General features: G+C 46.7%; 15 protein-coding genes. 6 read left to right on the forward strand and 9 right to left on the reverse strand.

Annotation, left to right across the window (positions count from 1 at the left end; all coding sequences use genetic code 11):
• The first annotated feature begins 141 nt into the window (after positions 1-141).
• Positions 142-933: a flagellar motor protein gene (locus tag A8708_RS28515; RefSeq protein ID WP_068669394.1), complete on the forward strand. Its 792-nt coding sequence runs from the start codon at positions 142-144 to the stop codon at positions 931-933.
• On the forward strand, positions 917-1,738 hold the full coding sequence (locus tag A8708_RS28520) for a flagellar motor protein MotB (RefSeq protein ID WP_068669396.1): 822 nt from the start codon (positions 917-919) through the stop codon (positions 1,736-1,738). The genes A8708_RS28515 and A8708_RS28520 overlap by 17 nt, the downstream gene beginning before the upstream one ends.
• A 622-nt stretch (positions 1,739-2,360) precedes the next feature.
• On the opposite strand, the gene A8708_RS28525 is transcribed toward A8708_RS28520, so the two are convergent.
• The 5 genes from A8708_RS28525 to ftsE all read right to left on the reverse strand — a co-directional run bounded on the left by A8708_RS28525 (position 2,361) and on the right by ftsE (position 8,387).
• Entirely contained in the window at positions 2,361-3,644 is a 1,284-nt protein-coding gene (locus A8708_RS28525) for a PDZ domain-containing protein (protein WP_068669398.1), read from the reverse strand.
• Positions 3,645-3,763: 119 nt separating this feature from the next.
• Entirely contained in the window at positions 3,764-5,227 is a 1,464-nt protein-coding gene (locus tag A8708_RS28530) for a S41 family peptidase (protein ID WP_068669400.1), read from the reverse strand.
• Between the two features lie 209 nt (positions 5,228-5,436).
• Complete coding sequence (locus A8708_RS28535) at positions 5,437-6,630, reverse strand: murein hydrolase activator EnvC family protein (protein WP_068669402.1); 1,194 nt, start codon at positions 6,628-6,630, stop codon at positions 5,437-5,439.
• A 163-nt stretch (positions 6,631-6,793) separates the two neighbouring features.
• Positions 6,794-7,711: a permease-like cell division protein FtsX gene (ftsX, locus tag A8708_RS28540; protein WP_068669405.1), complete on the reverse strand. Its 918-nt coding sequence runs from the start codon at positions 7,709-7,711 to the stop codon at positions 6,794-6,796.
• Entirely contained in the window at positions 7,701-8,387 is a 687-nt protein-coding gene (ftsE, locus tag A8708_RS28545) for a cell division ATP-binding protein FtsE (RefSeq protein ID WP_056611468.1), read from the reverse strand. Before ftsE ends, ftsX begins: the two co-directional genes overlap by 11 nt.
• A gap of 217 nt (positions 8,388-8,604) precedes the next feature.
• Between ftsE and A8708_RS28550 the strand changes: the two genes are divergently transcribed.
• From A8708_RS28550 to A8708_RS28565, 4 genes are all read left to right on the forward strand, one after another.
• The gene (locus A8708_RS28550; protein WP_068669407.1) at positions 8,605-10,038 is read left to right on the forward strand and encodes a VanW family protein; all 1,434 of its coding nucleotides are present in this window, start codon (positions 8,605-8,607) and stop codon (positions 10,036-10,038) included.
• Between the two features lie 113 nt (positions 10,039-10,151).
• Positions 10,152-10,934, forward strand: coding sequence for a DUF1700 domain-containing protein (locus A8708_RS28555; protein ID WP_068669410.1), 783 nt, complete (start codon positions 10,152-10,154; stop codon positions 10,932-10,934).
• 3 nt (positions 10,935-10,937) lie between these two features.
• Positions 10,938-11,828, forward strand: a complete 891-nt coding sequence (locus tag A8708_RS28560; RefSeq protein WP_068669412.1) for a DUF4097 family beta strand repeat-containing protein — start codon at positions 10,938-10,940, stop codon at positions 11,826-11,828.
• Between the two features lie 293 nt (positions 11,829-12,121).
• Positions 12,122-13,849, forward strand: a complete 1,728-nt coding sequence (locus A8708_RS28565; protein ID WP_204787660.1) for a methyl-accepting chemotaxis protein — start codon at positions 12,122-12,124, stop codon at positions 13,847-13,849.
• Between the two features lie 522 nt (positions 13,850-14,371).
• On the opposite strand, the gene argH is transcribed toward A8708_RS28565, so the two are convergent.
• From argH to A8708_RS28585, 4 genes are all read right to left on the reverse strand, one after another.
• Entirely contained in the window at positions 14,372-15,787 is a 1,416-nt protein-coding gene (argH, locus tag A8708_RS28570; RefSeq protein ID WP_068669416.1) for an argininosuccinate lyase, read from the reverse strand.
• A gap of 110 nt (positions 15,788-15,897) precedes the next feature.
• On the reverse strand, positions 15,898-17,136 hold the full coding sequence (locus tag A8708_RS28575) for an argininosuccinate synthase (RefSeq protein WP_068669425.1): 1,239 nt from the start codon (positions 17,134-17,136) through the stop codon (positions 15,898-15,900).
• Positions 17,137-17,178: 42 nt separating this feature from the next.
• Positions 17,179-18,138, reverse strand: coding sequence for an ornithine carbamoyltransferase (argF, locus tag A8708_RS28580; protein WP_068669427.1), 960 nt, complete (start codon positions 18,136-18,138; stop codon positions 17,179-17,181).
• A 30-nt stretch (positions 18,139-18,168) separates the two neighbouring features.
• Complete coding sequence (locus tag A8708_RS28585; RefSeq protein ID WP_068669429.1) at positions 18,169-19,365, reverse strand: acetylornithine transaminase; 1,197 nt, start codon at positions 19,363-19,365, stop codon at positions 18,169-18,171.
• Between the last annotated feature and the right edge of the window lie 103 nt (positions 19,366-19,468).

The raw sequence follows: 19,468 nt of genomic DNA on the forward strand, positions 1-19,468 counted from the left end.
AGAATGTTTGTTCTCGTTTTTCCATTATACTATTTTTGAATCATGGATGCAAACAGCTTTATCTGTTATAGCCTTATGCAAGGCGGTTTTCCTGCATTTTTGGACCCTATTCTTTTTATGATAATTAGGAGTGGTACAGTCATGGATTTGACAACAGTATTAGGATTACTATTAGGACTTGCGGGCTTAATCGGCGGGTACATGTGGGATGGCGGTCATATCAACTCATTGATCATTCCCAGTGCAATGCTCATCGTTTTCGGTGGAACTTTCGGTGCAGTTGCTGTAAGTTTCCCTGGCTCTATTTTAGCCAAAATCCCTAAAGCACTGAGCATTGCCTTTATGCAAGTCAAACGAGATCCTGCCGCAACAATTAACGAACTTGTTGATATGGCCTCCATCGCACGTAGAGAAGGCGTACTTGCCCTAGAACAGCGCGCTCAAGAGCATGAAAACCCTTTCCTCAAAGACGGATTGCTTATGGTCGTAGACGGCACTGATCCCGAACTTACCAGACAAATTCTTGAGCTCGAAATGGACGCCATCGAACATCAGGTTACTAACATGTCAAAGGTCTTCGAAGCTGGAGGCGGATATGCACCAACCATGGGGATTATCGGTACGGTTATGGGACTTATCCACGTTCTCGGCAATCTAGAAGAGCCGTCTTCCCTTGGTCCAGCTATCGCCGTTGCGTTCACAGCTACTCTATATGGTGTTATGAGCGCCAACTTAGTTTATTTACCCATCGCTAACAAAATTAAAGTCCGTGGTAAAGAAATGGTCAATGAAATGGAACTCATGCTTGAAGGTATCCTTGCTTTACAAGCTGGTGAGAACCCGCAATTGATTAAGAAAAAACTGAACTCCTTCCTCCATGACAAGTCGAAAAAAGCCGTAGAGGAGGACGACAGGAATGGCGAGACGCCGTAAGAAGCACGAAGAACATGTTAATCATGAAAGATGGCTCATTACATACGCGGACTTAATTACGCTACTGCTCGTATTTTTCATTATTATGTATGCGATGAGTAAAGTGGATGTTCAAAAGTATGCCGTTTTGGCACAAGCCTTAAACCTACAATTCCAAAAAGCTGACTCTATTTTAGATAAAAATCAAGGTATCAGTGGCTCGATGACCCCGAAGCAGGGGGACGCGGACAGCAAGGATAAAGATTTAACACATCAGAATCAGGATGATCAGAAGGAAGAGCAAGACAAGACGAAGACGGAAGACAGCGAGAAAGAAAAGCGTGAAAAGGAACTTCAGGATCTCCTGAAACAAGTCCAAGCCTATATTAAGGATCAAAACTTAGAGGCGCAAGTGTCCGCTTCTGATACGGAACGCGGTGTTGCGATTACGCTCAATGACTTATTCCTATTCGATTTAGGAAAAGCTGATCTGAAGGCACCTTCCTTCCCGATTCTGCAAAAGCTGGCTTCCCTCTTCCCAACTTTAAAGAGTAAAGTTAGCATCGAAGGGCATACAGACGATTTGCCCCTTGCTCCAGGCTCGCCTTATAAGGATAACTGGGGATTATCGTTTGCCCGTTCCCTTTCTGTACTTCGCTATTTCAGCGATACCGCTAATTTGGATGATCACAAATTCATCGCCACTGCTTATGCAGACACCATGCCCCAAGTAGCCAACTCTAGCGATGCGAATCGCAGCAAGAACCGCCGCGTAGAAATCATTGTCCTGCGGAACGATATCGCACCAACAACGCCTGTCAAATGATATAATAGACCGAATAGAAGCCCTATTCCCACTCATGTGGAGGTGGGGCTTTGTTTGTGGTTGTGGTTGTGGTTGTGGTTGTGGTTGTGGTTGTGGTTGTGGTTGTGGTTGTGGTTGTGGTTGTGGTTGTGGTTGCCGCCAGTAACTGTATAAACTCCAGTTATTTTGGCCATTTCCTCCTCCAAAATCAAAATAACTGGAGAACATGTAGCTAATTTTCCCTAATCCGCTCCGTTTGAGCAAAACAGAGAAAATTAACTACAGGAAATCCAGTTATTGCTCGTCATATTCTAAAATCAGCAAATATAACTGTATAAATTCCATCTGTCCANACTCCAGTTATTTTGGCCATTTCCTCCTCCAAAATCAAAATAACTGGAGAACATGTAGCTAATTTTCCCTAATCCGCTCCGTTTGAGCAAAACAGAGAAAATTAACTACAGGAAATCCAGTTATTGCTCGTCATATTCTAAAATCAGCAAATATAACTGTATAAATTCCATCTGTCCATCTGTCCATCCATCTATCTAGCTGTCTATTTATCTATCCGTTTTTGCATGAATAGTTAAAAAAAGGAGCCATCCTCACCCGTAGATTTCTCTACTTACGAGGATAACTCTTCTCACAATGACTTCGTCGTGTCATTCGGCAATAAGCCTGTTAACTTGCTTCGCAGATAACTAAATAGGTGCATGGGACGCTGCTCCAAGAAGTACAGCACATCTTGATCCGGTGCCAACAGAATGCCTAGTTGATGATGATCTCCGGCGAAAATCCCACGCTTCAGAAAGCGAACCTCCCCTTGTTCATTCAGCACCTCTAATCGGCAGAAAGCGGAGTTGAGCCCCATGGCCGCATGCAGATCCGTCTTTGTCTTTATTTTGTACCCATTGACCTTGTGAATGATCTCCCCAACGCTGATTCCTAGTTGCTGAGCCGGGCTGTTCGGAACAACCGAGAGCACCATTAACCCCCGCTCCGAGTGGATGTAGAAAGGCGTCCGCTTCGCTTCCATCCACCGGTTGTAGAACAGCAGCCCTTCGTGCAGGGCTATGCTAAGAATCGCAGCAAGCATCACCAGCGGCGTCCAGTAATGTGCGGCAACAGCTGCGCCTAGCAGCACGAGCCCATAAGCGTAGAGCAGCTTCGCGCTATAACGCGCTTGCCTCTTCGGCAGCTTCGAAATCGTCAGCTCCGTGAAGCCGATCATCGCTGGGAATGCGAGCATCGTCCAGCCTGCGCTTAAGTTCGAGGTGAACAACGTTTGCCACGGCAAGCCCAGTTCACTGCCCCCTGCCATTGGCACAAGAAGAAACAAAGGGACTGGCCAGAAGCCCTGTAACTGCTGGGCCCCAATCATTTGCCCGCGTTTCCCTTCTAGGAACAGCGGAGTCACCATTCGCGCGCCTTGGAAACCAACGAGCACGCCTTCCAACAGATGAAGCACGCCAACAATGACCAACAGCGATGGGATATCTGCACTTGCAATGGCAGCGAGAAGCGCATAGGACTCACGCAGACTGTCCGTATTAGGAAACCAAGAGAAGATAACCTGAACGATTCCTAGAATTCCTACTGCATAAGCTAAGCACAGGAATCGTATCCGGAATAACATCAGCACGACAGTGATGATCCAAAGCACGAGCACGACGTCCATTTGGATATTGACTCCGACGAACAGGAGCAAAATAGACGCTCCCAACCCGCCTAACCAACCCCACAGCACCACGCGCCACGTTTCGTTCAGCAAGGAGTGAAGACGCGTGTGAAACAGCTTGCGTTCTAGTTGAATTTGCTTTCTGTAATGTAACACAATAAAAACAATACCTATATAGTAGAAAGGATTCGTAAACAACTGCCCCACGGCCAGCAGCCCTCTGTCCAATAATTGAAACCACACATCCATACGAATCTAGGCTCCTTGAAAAAGAAATAGGAAGGCCGCCTAAGCAACCTTCCTACACTATTTCGACTGTTAAAGCCTATTTCCTGCCGCTTCGCACAATTTCCATTAACTAACGGTCATTATTTCCCAAGCTGCTTCTGAATTTGGAAGACGGCAGCCTTTAATTGCGAGTCATTCTTCGGATCACGAATTTGCTCTAAGATCGCTTTTTCGATCTTGGTTGCTGTATTCGTATCTACTTCACCCGTAACCGGTAAATCATTCGTCCGCTGGAACGCTTTAACAGCCAAAGCTGTCTTCTCGCTGAAGTAGCCATCTGTCCGCTCCGGATTGAAGCCAATCCCTGCAAGCATCAACTGCAAATTCTTCACATCGTCGCTGTTGTTATCTTGTTTCAGCACATCTTTCTTCGTAAGAGGCGCTGCTTTGAAATACGCTGGTTGCTCAATCGGGATATCTGGCGTAATGCCTTTTTTGTGAATCCAGTTGCCATTTGGCGTTAGCCATTTGTAGACCGTCATCTTAATGTTGCTGCCATCGCCCATTTCCTTCTCGAACGTCACTTGAACTGTTCCCTTACCGTAGGACGTTTCACCAACGATCTTACTGCCTACTGCTTCTTGGAATGCACCTGCAAGGATCTCCGATGCGCTGGCGCTTCCTTTATTAATCAAAACCGTGACTGGATAATTCTTTCCTTTGCCCGTAGAAGGAGTTGGTTCACGTTTACCATCCCGATTCTCCACTTGGAGAATGGAAGCCCCGCTCTTCACGAAAGGATTCACGATATCCACGACAACATTCAGTAGACCACCTGGATCATTACGAACATCGATGACAAGTCCCTTCATCCCTTTGGCTTCTAAGTTTTTCAACTCTTCCGCAAAACGAACAGCCGTGTTCGAGGAGAACTGACGAATCTCGATTTTGCCTATCTGATCCTGCATCATTTCACCGTAGACGGTTTCAACATCAATATTGTCTCGAACCACGATGACTTGAACCGGATCACCCGTTCCTTGACGAAGTAAATCCAGCTTAGCTTGCGTGCCCTTCGGTCCGCGGATTTTCATGACAGCTTGATTCAAGGTAAGCCCGTCCAACTTGTCGCCATTCACAGATAGGACAACATCCTTGGATTGAATGCCTGCTTTCTCGGCAGGTGAACCTTTAATCGGTGATACAATGACGAATTTACCATCCTCTAGCGATACCTCGGCCCCGATGCCTTGGAAAGAGGACGTAATACTCTCATCGAATTGCTTCGCTTCCTTCTGATCCATATAAACGGAAAAAGGATCCTCCAATGATTCCAACATCCCATTAATTGCTCCGTTAACCAATTGATCATGATCAGGCTGTTTCAAATATTTGCTTTCAATGAGTTGAAACGTTGTTGCGATCTTGTTTAAATCCTTGCTCGAAAGACCTGACGAAGCAGATACAGAGGTAGCCGAACCTCCTGTTGATTGCTCCTTCTGCCCCCAAGTAAAGGAAGGATCTACAATCGTTAATGTAACAATACTACTTGCAAACATAGCTAACAAAACAAATACAATGACTGTACGACCTTTGAATTGCAAAACCGATTCACCGCCTTTTTCCTAAAACCGAATTTGAGTTGGCCTATTTATAGTATATGACAAGCCCTACCCATTTTATGAAAAAACCTCTAAACGCAGGTATTCTAGAATCACTGACCGCGTCCAGCATACAGCTTTATCACCAATAAGAAAGCCCGCTTCCGGAACTAACCGAAAACTTAAGCTTCCTTAGTGGTAACAGGCTTGTCCTATCGAAGATACGGTTTAGGATCAACAGGCACTTCGTTTTTCCTTACTTCAAAATGCAAGTGATTGCCCGTTGACTGTCCCGTAGAGCCGACACCCGCTATTTTTTGGCCGCGCTTCACGACGTCCCCAACTTTCACATAAATACCGTCATTCATAATGTGTCCATACAATGTCCAAAGGCCATTCCCATGGTCGACGATAACACAATTCCCGTACCCGTTCATCCACGAAGCATAAATAACTGATCCATTCTCCGCAGCTAGGATTGGCGTACCCTTTGCCGTACCTAAATCGATACCCTTATGGTTCTCTGCCCGCCCAGTTACGGGGTTAATCCGCGCTATGAAATCAGAGGTCATTGGTGCCTGTACAGTCAAAGGGTAGCCAAGCTTACCGCCTGAATAAGTAAATGGTGATTTCGCATTCTGTGCAGCCCGTTTCTTCGCTTGCAAATCGGCCTCTTGCTTCGCCAGCTGCGTAATCATTTTATCGCTTTCTTCCGATATTTCCTCGAGCTCTCGCTCCTGCTTGGAAAGAGAAGCGATCTTCACTTCTTTCGCTTTTTCCTTCGCTTGCAAATCGTCACGCAGTGCATCCGCTTCCGCATAAAGACCCTTCACGTTCTCCAGCTGCTTCTCCGTATCTGCCTTCTTCTGCGTGACAGTCTCTTTATCTTTCATATTCGACTCTAGTATTTCTTTGTCTTGGTTGACGATAGCTTTCAACGCTTCGACCCGATTCAGGAAATCCGAGAAGCTTGTTGCGCTCAGCACCACATCCATATAAGAAACGAAACCGTTCATATACATCAAGCGAACGCGGGATTTCAGCATATTGTCGCGGCTTTCAACACGTGCCTCGGCTTCATCCAATTGTTTAGCGCTCGCTTCCAGAGCATCGGACACTTGATCAATTTGTTCATTGAGTTTCGTTAGTTTCTTGCTCGCCTCATTCACCTGGGTGACTAGCGCATTCATATCCTTCGTTGTCTGATCTTTCTCAGACTGAACTTTTGTGATTTGGTTTTGGGCGCTGTTGGACTTCTGCTGCGCCTCCGCCTTCTGCTTCTTAAGCTGCGTCAACTGCTGATCGATCTTGTCCGTTGCCGAAGCAGCATAACTGGCTGCATGAGGTATAGTCAGCGATATCGCCATACCTAATGTTAAAACGACAGGTAGAATCTTCTTCTTCAAGCACGTAGCCTCCCCATTTTTAAGCGATTGATGCCCCTTGTATGGTTTGAATCTCTTACGTTCTGTCTCTAGGAATCTATGAATCTATGAAAATGAGAAAACCGAAAGAAAAGATGAAAAAGGAGACAGAGGAATACTCTGCCCAGTTTCATTCAAGGTTTCCTTACACGCGGAGGAACTTGCGGACGGAAATGAGGGAACCCCATACGCCGATTACAATGCCTAAGCCAATAAGAAGCACAGTCAGCGTTGGTGCAATATCTTCAAATGGTGTTAACTGAATCATCAATAAGTTCAAATTCAAGGAGCTCAGGTTAAGCAACTTCCAATAACCAGCAAGAATAACGGCAGTTGGGAGAGCCGAACCAATTAGTCCAAGCAATGCACCTTCAATAAAAAACGGCCAACGAATAAAAGAGTTCGTCGCACCCACGAGCTTCATAATTGAAATCTCACGTTTTCTGGCCAAAATCGTAACTTTGATCGTATTTGCAATCAAGAATACCGCTGTAAAGGAAAGCAATACAACGATCCCCATGCCAATCCAACGCGCAATCTTCGTTACTTTAAATAGCGCCTCCACGGTTCCTTTACCGTAGTTTACTTTATAAATAGGCTTCGGATCCTTGCCAACGTTAAGCGCTGAGATCCCATCGGCTACAACGGCCACATTCCGCGGATCATCCACTTCAATCGTAAAGGCGTCGTTCAGTGGATTGTTATCCCCCTCGAAGCCGTCTAAGAGGGCTTTCCCGCTATCCCCTAACTTTTCGCGCAAGTAGACAAGTCCCTCTTCCTTCGAAACGAATTTAATCGTTTTCACTTCAGGAATGGCCTTGATTTGCGTTTCGAGCGCCGTGATTTGATCCTGAGCGGTGTTTACCTCCAGGTACACGTTAATCTCAACTTGCTGCTCAATTTGGGTAGCAACATCATTTACATTCAGGGTGATAAGTACGAAAATACCAAGAATAAATAGAGAAATCGCGATGGAGCTAATCGATGCGAACGTCATCCAACCATTTCGCACGACATTTTTCGTACCTTCTCGCAGATGTCGAGAAGCTGTACTAATCTTCATAGCCATATTCCCCCCGGATTTGATCGCGAGCAATAAGGCCATTCTCAATCGCAATCACGCGCTTACGCATCGTATTTACGATTTCTTTGTTGTGTGTAGCCATCACAATGGTGGTCCCGCGGAAATTAATTTCCTCCATCAACTTCATAATGCCCCACGATGTTTCAGGGTCCAAATTTCCTGTCGGTTCATCCGCGATAATGACGGAAGGGCTGTTTATTATTGCCCGGGCAATAGCAACACGCTGCTGTTCGCCCCCGGATAACTGCGATGGGAGAGAATTCGCCTTGTCTTTCAACTTCACGAGCTCAAGAACTTCCATGGTGCGTTTCTTGATTTGCTTCTTGGGCGCCTCAATAACTTCCATGGCAAAAGCTATATTTTCAAAAATCGATAATTTCGGAAGTAAGCGATAATCTTGGAAAATGACGCCGATATTTCGACGCACATAAGGAATTTTGCGTTGTTTTAGCTTCTCTAAGTTAAACCCATTAACGAAAATTTGACCTTTCGTCGGTCTTTCTTCTCTATACATCAACTTCATGAAAGTAGATTTACCTGCGCCTGAAGGTCCAACCACATAGACGAACTCATTGCGGTCCACTTTTACATTAATACCTCTTAATGCATGGGTCCCGTTGGCGTATGTTTTCCATACGTCCTGCATTTCGATCACAATATCACATCCTAATTATATAGATAGCCTATATCAATTCGACACAAAAGGTGAAAATCCTTCTAAAACCACTTTGAAATTCGTAGGGAATACCGTCATTATACCATGCATTGTACAACTTTTAGCCGAATCAGGATTCTGTACTAAATTGGCATTGCCATCGATACATATAAAGAGACAGGCCGTATCACATTCGTATGTAAAGGAGTGGCTCTTCATGACACGCTCATTCAGAAACCCCATTCTCTATTTCTCGGTCGCGCTTGGTGTGTTCGTGACGTGCGGCACCGCACTTTACCTATACGGATCTCAATCTACTTTTTCTAAAAATGTTACAATTGCAGGTTGGCGTGTGGGTGGAATGTCTTATGCGGCATTTCAGTCTGAGTCTGAGCAGCGATTGAAGCGACTAGCCGCTTTCCCTGTCCTTTTGCATACATCCTATCCAGAAATTACGGCCAAAGAATTGCCCCTAGGACAACTAGGCATAAGTTATGACAAGGGTCCCCTGACCCAATCCCTCCAACAACTAACTAACGGATCTCCCTTCGCACGTGCCAAAGCCCGCTGGACCCTGCGAAATGCGAATATCCCAATGAATGTCTCGGTGGATCCCACTCAGCTAACGACTACTATAAAGAACACATGGAAAGAGTTATACACGAAACAGCCCATTGCCGCCAAACGCATTCTCCAATCTCAAGATCAGGTTGCATACGAACCCGAGCAAAATGTACTGCGCATTGATACCGTGCACTTGCAGGAGCAGCTACAAAGCATCGCCCCTAGCATGGGTACCCTTACGCATACTGCACCACTAGGACTCTCATTACCCGTTTACGAGTTGAGTCCCTCTGTCACAATGGCAACCTTAAAAGGGCAAGGTATTGATGGCAAAATTTCCGAATTCACAACATCGTTTCCCCCATCGGGCGAAGGAAGGGTTCACAATATACGAGCAACCGCTACGTCCATTCAGGATTATTTGATGGCACCAGGCGACACCTTTGATTACAGTAAAATTATTGCGCAGACGGAAGCTAAATTCGGCTACAAGGAAGCCCCTGTTATTCTCAATGGCAGTCTTGTCCCAGGAATCGGCGGAGGTATATGTCAGGTGTCCACAACGCTCTATAATGCCGTCTTACGCAGCGGCCTTGAAATCGTTGAACGACGCAATCATTCTCTCCCAGTCAGCTATGCCCCTCTAGGACAGGATGCCACATTCGCAAGTGGCTATATTAATTTCAAATTTCGCAACAATACGACTAGTTACGTCTGGATTCGTACGATAACGACAGACTCCAAGGTTACTGTCAAACTTTTTGGACATCAAACACCAACCGTCACGTACGACGTCGATTCCAACATCGTAGAAACAATTCAACCTCCTATCAAGTATGTGAACAATCCGAGCTTGCGACCAGGATTAGAACGTCCCATCTCCATAGGAAAGGTCGGTTACAAGGTTGAGACCTATCGAACCAAACGAGAAAATGGCACAATCGTGAGCAGAGAGTTAATCTCGAAGGATCAGTATTCACCTGTGCCAACCGTTATCGCGGCCAACCGTAAAGATTCCCAAACAGAGAACACCACGCCCAATAAGCCTATGGTGGAAGATGGCGTCAGTACGCTTGCTGTCCAATGATACACAAAAATTGTGATGAAATCATGAAGGTCATGTGACTGTAGTTACTACGTCATTATGACTTTTTTCTTTTATGATAAGACTATAGAAAGCGTATTGAAGGAGGCATAACGATGAGTAAAGTCGATTATTTCAAAGAATTAAACTATCGTCTGCGCGGACTTCCTGAGAAGGAGCGCCAAAATATATTAAAAGTGTACGAAGAACTATTCCAAAAAGCCGTTGAAAATGGCAAACATGAAGATGACGTTTCACAGTCTCTCGGATACCCGCGGGTACCGAACTGGGATGCACAGAAAGAAACACCACCTGTTCAAGAGGAAGTTACTAAGCGTCCTATCGATGCTTTTGATTCTGAGGTGACACCAGCTGAGGATCTTCCTTATTCGAATGATTCTGAGGAGCCAGCTATCTCTTATGCAAAGCAGTCCGATCCGGCCATAGGACCGAAAATTCCCGTACAAGCCCCAGAGACCTGGGCACCGCCTGCTTATACACAGCCGCCTCAACCGAATTACCCGCCTGTGTATCACGCACCTTACCCACCTGCCTATCCGACTACAAAGCCCGAAAGTGGGATTAAGGCGATCATTATTTCAATTATGCTCGGTTTCTTTAATCTGGTATTCGTTGTAGGCCCATGGGTTGGCGTCTGCTCAGCATTGATTGCGTTGTTCGCTTCCGGATTTGCTCTTCTGATCGCTCCTATTATTGGTGTGCTTACTAGCTTAGCCGGAACCTCTGGGAGTGACTTCCAATTCATCTCCTTCACACTTCTTGCCTGCTTTGGCTTAGGCATCATCATCACGACGCTTAGCTCTTGGCTGCTTAAACAGTTTTTCAAGCTTAGCTGGAAGTACATCCAATTTAATGCCAAATTGATCAAGGGGGCTTAAGCCATGCAACGTAAAGTGAAATTTTTCTTAGTGACTGGCTTTATCTGCCTCGCAATAGGCCTTATTGGAGCAGCCGTGTCTTTCCAGTCCTTAGATTTAGAAACAGGTGCCTCGAACATAGATATCGAGAAGAAAATTGCCGCAGCGAATATTGACACTTTAATTATTGAAAATGATATCACAGGCGTAACCTTCGTCCCTAGCAACTCGGATGAAATTAGCGTTCATCTCGTTGGGGCAGCGCGAACGGAATACGCTCAGAATTGCACAGTCGAGGCCACTACTGAAGGCACAAATACATGGCGAGTCGACGTCTGTACGAATAAAAAGACACACATTAACTTCGGCATCGACCTTACTGAACTCAAAAGCTTATTGAGCGGTCAACGTCTTCGTTTACGGACAGAGGTCAGTCTGCCCGACAAGATGTACAAAGCCATTACCGTTAGCACAGACACAGGCAGCATCAACTTCAAGGAAGTAAAAGCGGAGAAACTAACTGCTAGGACCGATACCGGAACGATTACGGTTGACCGCTATGAAGGAAAAACGGTAAATCTGCAAACCGACACAGGCAGCATTCATCTTAATGACGGTCAGGGCAATGTAAAACTTAAAACCGATACAGGTTCGATTACTGCCAAGCTGCGTGATCTTGGTGATACGGTTACCGCTGAATCCGATACGGGATCCATACGCATCCAACTAGATTCTGCTCCTACAGATGCAACTTTCGATGTCAGCACAGATACGGGCAGCGCTACATTAGATGTGCCAGGTGTGAACCTTCAACAGCGAGCCAGCCGTAATCAAGCCAAAGGCTCTATCGGCAACGGCAGCAAAAAGGTAACGGTACGGGCCGATACAGGTTATGTTGAATTTAAGAGTAGATAGTTTTTTCAGAGGCTTTCTCGTAGGTCGAAGTAGACCTTCAGAGAAAGCTTTTTTTGTCGGAGTATTATGGCTTGGAACTTAGTCAACAAACGCAATCGAAAAAGCTCCTCTCGCGCATCCAACGGATGTCGGGAGGGGTTTTTTGTCAAAATTCAGGGTATAAGTTCACATAGATTCCATTAACTCGAACTGTAAAAAATTTGTCGAAATAAAGGGATTTCAACAATCGCCAAGAATACATACAAAATAATACAGAAAGTAGGTAAATTAACCATATGTTAAAAAGTTTTCAGATGAACATTCAGATGAAGATTGTGACAACATCTCTGCTTTTACTACTTATTCCCATTCTCATCCTCGGCAGTATCTCCTACTATGTCTCTTCCAATGTCACGAATTCCTTGATCGAAAAAGACTTAAGGAATGCCGTGCAAATGTCTATCCAACTGATTCAATCCCTCGACGATTCCGTTAAATCGGGGAATATTACCAGGGAAGAAGCGCAAGAGAAAGTGAAGGTATGGATGCTTGGACCTAAAACCGAAGGGAAAAGACCCATCAATCCCAAAATTGATTTAGGCAAAAATGGATACTTCTTTGTGCTGGATAATAAGGGAACTGAGCTGGCACACCCCTCTTTGGAAGGCCAAAACATCTGGGATAAAAAATCGAATGATGGTCAACTTTTCATTCAAGAAATGATTCAAAAAGCAGAGAATAACGGTGGATTCACAACCTACATGTGGCCACTACCTGGCGGTTCCACGAAGGAAGCTATGAAAATTACCTACGCGGAGAAAGATCCATTATGGGGATGGGTTGTGGCTGCCGGCTCCTATATGCAAGATTATAACGGCGGACAAACAGATATATTAAACACGATTATCATCACACTTGTCAGTTGTTTGCTCGGCGGTCTTCTGGTTCTTATCCTCTTCGCTAGACATATCGCTAAGCCTCTCGTCCGAGTGGAACGTCAAGCCAGTCAAATTGCGACAGGCAATTTATCGATATCCGATTTGAACGTGCTAAACCGTGATGAAATAGGCAAGTTGGCTGGATCATTCAATCAGATGAAAGCCTATATCAAGCAGCTCGTTTCCCAAGCCAAATCAAGCTCTGGTGCATTAAATGAGGAATCCAATCAAGTCTCGCATTCCCTAGAACAGATGGCACAAGCAGCGAATCATATTTCCTCCGTAATGCATGGTGTCGCAGCCAGTACAAACACACACGCACTCCGTGTCACAGAAAGCTCATCCGCCATGAAAGCATTAACCGATAGCATTCAGCAGGTCGCGTCCAGCTCTTCTATTGCCTTCGATCTATCAGAAAACACAGCATTGGAAGCAGAGAAAGGCAATGCTTATATCCAACAAACAAATGCGCAGATGCAGATTGTTAGCTCTACCATGGACGACCTGTCTACTACGATTGACTTGCTGCGTGACCGCTCCCAGCAGATTGGCGAAATCGTATCGATCATCTCCGAGATTTCGTCACAAACCAACCTGTTAGCTCTGAACGCTTCAATTGAAGCAGCTCGAGCCGGGGAACATGGCAAAGGCTTTGCTGTCGTCGCAGGGGAAGTTAAGAAACTTGCCGAGCGTTCCAAAATGTCCTCCGAACAGGTCACCGAGTTGATCGTTGGCATCCAAGCCGACATACTCGGCGCCGTAGATACCATGCATAAGGGTGACGAAGAAATCTCATCCAGCGTAGGGACGTTGAAGGAAACGGGGTTCGCTTTTGAACGCATTCACAGCGCTGTTAATCAGGTGTTAGGGCAGGTACAGCAAGCATCCTCAGAAGCCGAACGCATGTCAGCTACCTCTCAACAAATCATGTCATCCTTATCTGAGATGGAGAATTCCGCCAATCAGTCCGCAGGAACAGCGCAAACGATATCTGCTTTGACCGAAACACAGTTAGCCAGTATCGATGGCATCTCGGCCTCTGTTAGAAACTTAAACGATATGTCTACTCAGTTGCAGGGTGTTATCCAGCAGTTTAAGGTGTAGGGTGATAGTACATGCAGTAACCGACTACGTTTCCTCAAAATTTCAGATGATGTTGATGATTTGAAGAGATGCCTACGGCGAATATTTGAATTAAATGGAAAATATACAGTTATTTGTCGGGGTTGGCTTCGGAAAATCAATTTAACTGGAAATTATGTAGTTAAAATCGCCTATACCCGTCTATATTGGTTAAAAGGACATAATTAGCTGTAGATTTTCCATCTATTGCGCATTTAGTAGGAAAAACTCAAAATATAACTGTATAAAATCCATCTATTCCCTGGAACACCGTGGAGTTACGCTGCTTTCCCGCCAACAGCTTTTTCACCCCAACTATACAGTAAAACCAAAGCAAACCTAAATGTCTGCTTCTGCAATGATGTCGTCTCCCTTCACCCCGACCCTATTCGCAGCCAGCCTATTGTACATGCACATTGCGCTTCTCTTAGCTAATCCCATAGCATGTAGAAAAAAGCTCTTATCCTTCATCCTATGGATGCTGGAAAGAGCTTTTTTAGGCATCTATTTGCTTTTCTCTAAAAAGTCATGCAACCATGCCTGGGATTCTGCCAACACTTGCTCTGCGCGACCAATCGCCTCACTTACCTGATTACTCGCCGTGCCGCCGAACACATTACGTGCGTTCACAACTTGCTCAGGTTGAAGAACGGCATAAATATCGGACTCAAACAGTTCAGAGAAAGTTTTGAATTCCTCGATGCTCATATCGAGCAAGTATTTTTTGTTCTGGATGCAATACAGAACTGTTTTACCAATCACTTCGTGCGCTTGACGGAAAGGAAGCCCCTTGTTCACTAGGTAATCCGCAATGTCCGTTGCGTTCGAGAAATCTTGGTTCACAGCTTGGCGCATGCGCTCCGTGTTCACTTTCATCGTGGATACCATCGGTGCAAACAATTGCAGCGCACCTTGCAGGGTACGAACTGTATCGAACATGCCTTCTTTGTCTTCCTGCATGTCCTTGTTGTACGCCAGCGGCAGCGACTTGAGCACGGTCATCAGACCGAACAAGTTGCCATAGACGCGGCCCGTCTTACCACGGACAAGCTCCGCTACGTCCGGGTTCTTCTTCTGCGGCATGATCGAGCTGCCGGTGCAGAACGCATCATCGAGTTCGATGAACGCGAACTCGGTCGAAGACCACAGCACCATTTCCTCGCTGAAGCGAGAAAGGTGCATCATGATCATGGACGCGTTAGAGAGGAACTCTAGGATGAAGTCGCGGTCGCTGACCGCGTCCAAGGAGTTCTCGTACACGCGTCCGAACCCGAGCTGCTCCGCCACGAAATGGCGGTCGATCGGGAAGGTCGTGCCCGCGAGCGCGCCAGCGCCGAGCGGCAACATGTCTACGCGCTTGTAGCTGTCCTGCAAGCGCTCGAGATCACGCTGGAACATGCTGACGTAAGCCATCAGATGGTGCGCGAACAAGATCGGCTGCGCACGCTGCAGATGCGTATACCCAGGGATAATCGTATCGAGATTAGCCTTCGCCTTCTCAAGCAGGGCTTCCTGCAGCTTGATCAGCAGGCCAACGAACTCAACCACACGCTTGCGCAGGTAGAGATGCATGTCTGTCGCTACCTGATCGTTACGGCTGCGGCCCGTGTGCAGCTTGCCGCCGACAGGACCGATCAGGTCGATCAAGGTCTTCTCGATATTCATGTGAATATCTTCATTCTGAATCGTGTATTCCAGCTCGCCGCGGCGAATCATAGCTTGTACTTGCAGCAAGCCGTCTTTGATTTTCTCTACATCGTCAGCAGGAAGAATCCCGCATTTGCCCAGCATCGTCACGTGCGCCAAGCTGCCTTCGATATCTTCTTCAGCAAGCTCTTTGTCGAATGTAATAGAAGCTGTATATTCTTCAACCAATTGGTCGGTTTGTTTCGTGAAACGTCCACCCCAAAGCTTAGACACCTTGCATGACCCCTCTCGTTTTAACATTCTTCACGGCTATATGGACAAGCCCTTGAACAGCCCAAAGGCTTTCCACAAAGGGAAAGCCCACGGCTGAGGCTATTGAAATTTTATTTCTTTGCGTTCTGTTCTACGCCGGAACCGACTTTCAAACGCAGTGCATTCAAGCGGATGAAGCCTGTTGCATCGCCTTGATCGTAAGCCTTCGTAGGATCAGCTTCCATCGTTGCGATATCCGGGTTGTAAAGGGATACTGGGCTTTTCACGCCAGCGCCGATTACGTTACCTTTGTACAATTTCAGACGAACTGTACCGGATACGTTCTTTTGGCTCTCAGACACAAGCGCTTGGATAGCCAGACGCTCAGGTGCGAACCAGAAACCGTTATATACAAGAGATGCATATTTGGAAATTAAGGAGTCACGAAGGTGCATAACGTCGCGGTCCATCGTCAGGGATTCCATTTTGCGGTGAGCTGTGAAAAGAATCGTACCACCCGGAGTTTCGTACACACCGCGGCTCTTCATGCCGACGAAACGGTTCTCAACCATGTCCACACGGCCAATACCGTGCTTGCCGCCAAGTTCGTTCAACGTTTCCATCACTTCAAGCGGAGAAAGCTGTGTACCGTTAATCGCTACGCAATCACCGGCAGCAAACTCAAGCTCGATGTATTCTGCTTGGTCTGGTGCATCTTCGGGGTCAACGCTCAGCACGAACATATCTTTGTTGGACGTTGCTGATGGATCGAACCATGGATCTTCCAACATGCCGCTCTCGAAGGAGATGTGCAGCAAGTTGCGGTCTGTCGAATAAGGCTTCGAAGCGGATGCCGTTACTGGAATGTTATGTTTCTCAGCGTAAGCGATCATCTCTGCGCGGCCTGGGAACTGCTCGCGGAACTCTTCCAAACGCCAAGGCGCGATAACGGAAATCTCAGGCGCTAACGCCGCAGCTGTCAGCTCGAAACGCACTTGGTCATTACCTTTACCCGTTGCACCGTGAGCAATCGCAGTTGCGCCTTCAGCGCGAGCGATCTCAACCATGCGCTTCGCGATCAAAGGACGCGCTATGCTGGTGCCAAGCAGGTATTGCCCTTCATAAAGAGCAGCCGCTTGGAACATCGGGTTGATGAAATCTTTTGCGAACTCAGCACGTAGGTCATCGATGTAGATCTTGGATGCGCCGGTTGCAAGTGCTTTTTCTTCCAATCCGTCAAGCTCATCCTTTTGCCCAATATCCGCTGTGAATGCAATGATTTCTGCGTCGTACGTTTCTTTTAACCATTTGAGGATAACTGATGTATCCAACCCGCCTGAATAGGCGAGTACGATTTTTTCCTTAGCCATGTCTACGCTTCGCTCCGTTTCTACTCTCTCATTTTATAAAAATTATATCATTGTCGCGGCCATGATGGCCTTTTGCGCATGAAGACGATTCTCTGCTTGGTCGAAAATAATGGAATGGCCGCCATCGATGACGCCTTCACTCACTTCTTCCCCGCGGTGTGCAGGCAAGCAATGCATGAACAAGTAATCTTGCTTCGCATATTTCACCAAAGCCTCGTTGACTTGGAAGTTTTTGAACGCAATTTCCCGCTCCTGCTGCTCCGCTTCTTGCCCCATGCTTGCCCATACATCGGTATAGATGATGTCCGCATTCTCAACAGCTTCGCGTGGATCGCGCGTAACGAGCAGGCTTCCGCCTGTTTCTGCCGCATTTTCCTTGGATTGGCGAATCACTTCTTTGTCAGCGTCATAGCCTTCTGGCGAAGCAATCGCGAAATCCATCCCCAACTTGCTAGCTCCCATCATTAAGGAGTGAACCATATTGTTGCCATCGCCGATATAGGCGACTTTGATGCCTTTCAAACGGCCTTTTTTCTCCAAAACCGTCTGATAATCCGCCATGACTTGGCAAGGGTGCGCATGATCAGTTAAGCCATTAATAACAGGCACCGTCGCTCCGCGGGCCAAATCGATCACCTTACGGTGCTCGTACGTACGAATCATAATCCCGTCCAAATAACGGGACAACGTTTGAGCGGTATCCCATACCGTCTCTCCGCGACCCAGTTGCAGGTCATTTTTGCTCAAGAAAAGCGCTTGACCGCCAAGTTGGTACATCCCTACTTCAAAGGAAACTCGCGTACGCGTGGAGGATTTCTCAAAAATCATGCCCAATGTTTTACCAGCTAGTACCGCATGAGGCTCTCCCGCCTTCTGCTTGCGTTTCAACTCGATTGCGTATTGAATCAGATACTCCAATTCTTCCGCTGTATAATCAATTAAAGCAAGAAAATCCTTGCCCTTCAACTGGGCAGCCAGTTCTTCCTTAACCGTGCTATTCATGTGATCCAACCTTTCTACGATAAACTTCGGTTAGACGCCGCTAATGGTGGATGCCTTCTGAGAGAGGACACCGCACACGACTTCTAACGCCCTATCCAAATCTTCTTGCGGTATCGTTAACGCTGGCACTAAACGAATCACGTTAGGTCCTGCCGGAATAACCAACACGCCTTGCTTATGAATTTCGCTAATGATATCGGCACTCGGCTGTGTACATTCGATTCCAATCAGAAGGCCGATACCACGAATGCTTTTCACTAACGGATTGCCCGCCAGCTTGCTCTCTAACGTCTTCACCGTATATGCGCCTAACTCTGCTGCACGCTCTGGCAATTGACTGTCGATAATCGTGCTTAACGTTGCATGAGCCGCTGCGGTTGCAATCGGTGTACCACCGAACGTGGAACCGTGACTACCTGCGCTGAACGCTTCCGCCAAGTACCCTTTAGCCAGCATCGCTCCGATTGGGAAGCCACCGCCAAGACCTTTCGCTAATGAGAAAATATCCGGCTCTACGCCATAATGCTCATAGGCAAAAAGCTTACCCGTACGCCCTACGCCCGTCTGGATCTCATCCGCGATCAGAAGCAGATTATGCTCCTTACAAAGGTCAGCAAGCTGCTTAACAAATGTCGGATCTGCCGGCAACACGCCGCCTTCCCCTTGCACGAACTCCAGCATAACCGCACATGTACGGTCATTCACAAGCCTGCGAACAGACTCGATATCGTTATAATCCGCATAGACGAAGCCTTCTGGAAGCGGAAGAAAACCTTCCTTTACTTTGTCCTGACCCGTCGCTGTTAATGTAGCAATCGTACGCCCATGGAAGGACATGTTAAACGTGATAATCTCATAACGGCCATTGTTCAGCACTTTTTGTGAGTAGCGACGTGCGATTTTGATCGCAGCCTCGTTCGCTTCCGCTCCTGTGGAACAGAAAAACACAGCATCCGCACAGCTATTGTCCGTCAATAGACCAGCCAATTTTTCCTGATTTGGAATATGAAATAAATTACCCACGTGCCATAACTGATCTAGTTGCTCAATCAATTTCTCTTTAACACCTTGTGGTGCATGCCCAAGAGCCGCAACCGCGATCCCGCTCATCATATCGATGTATTCCTTGCCTGTGTCATCCCACAGTCGGCTGCCTTCACCTTTCACTAGCGTAATCGGATATCTGGCATAGGTTGGAAATAACGAGCTTTTCCCTTGTTCTGTCATGTACATTCCCTCCTTATGGGTTGTTTGGGTTGATGGGGCGATTGCCCTCGATCGGTGGAGTATGCCTGAGCTATCGGAACGTGGTTCCTCTATTCAATCGCAT

Origin of the sequence: Paenibacillus oryzisoli, assembly GCF_001653565.1 — a bacterium.
Classification (GTDB): Bacteria; Bacillota; Bacilli; order Paenibacillales; family NBRC-103111; genus Paenibacillus_E; species Paenibacillus_E oryzisoli.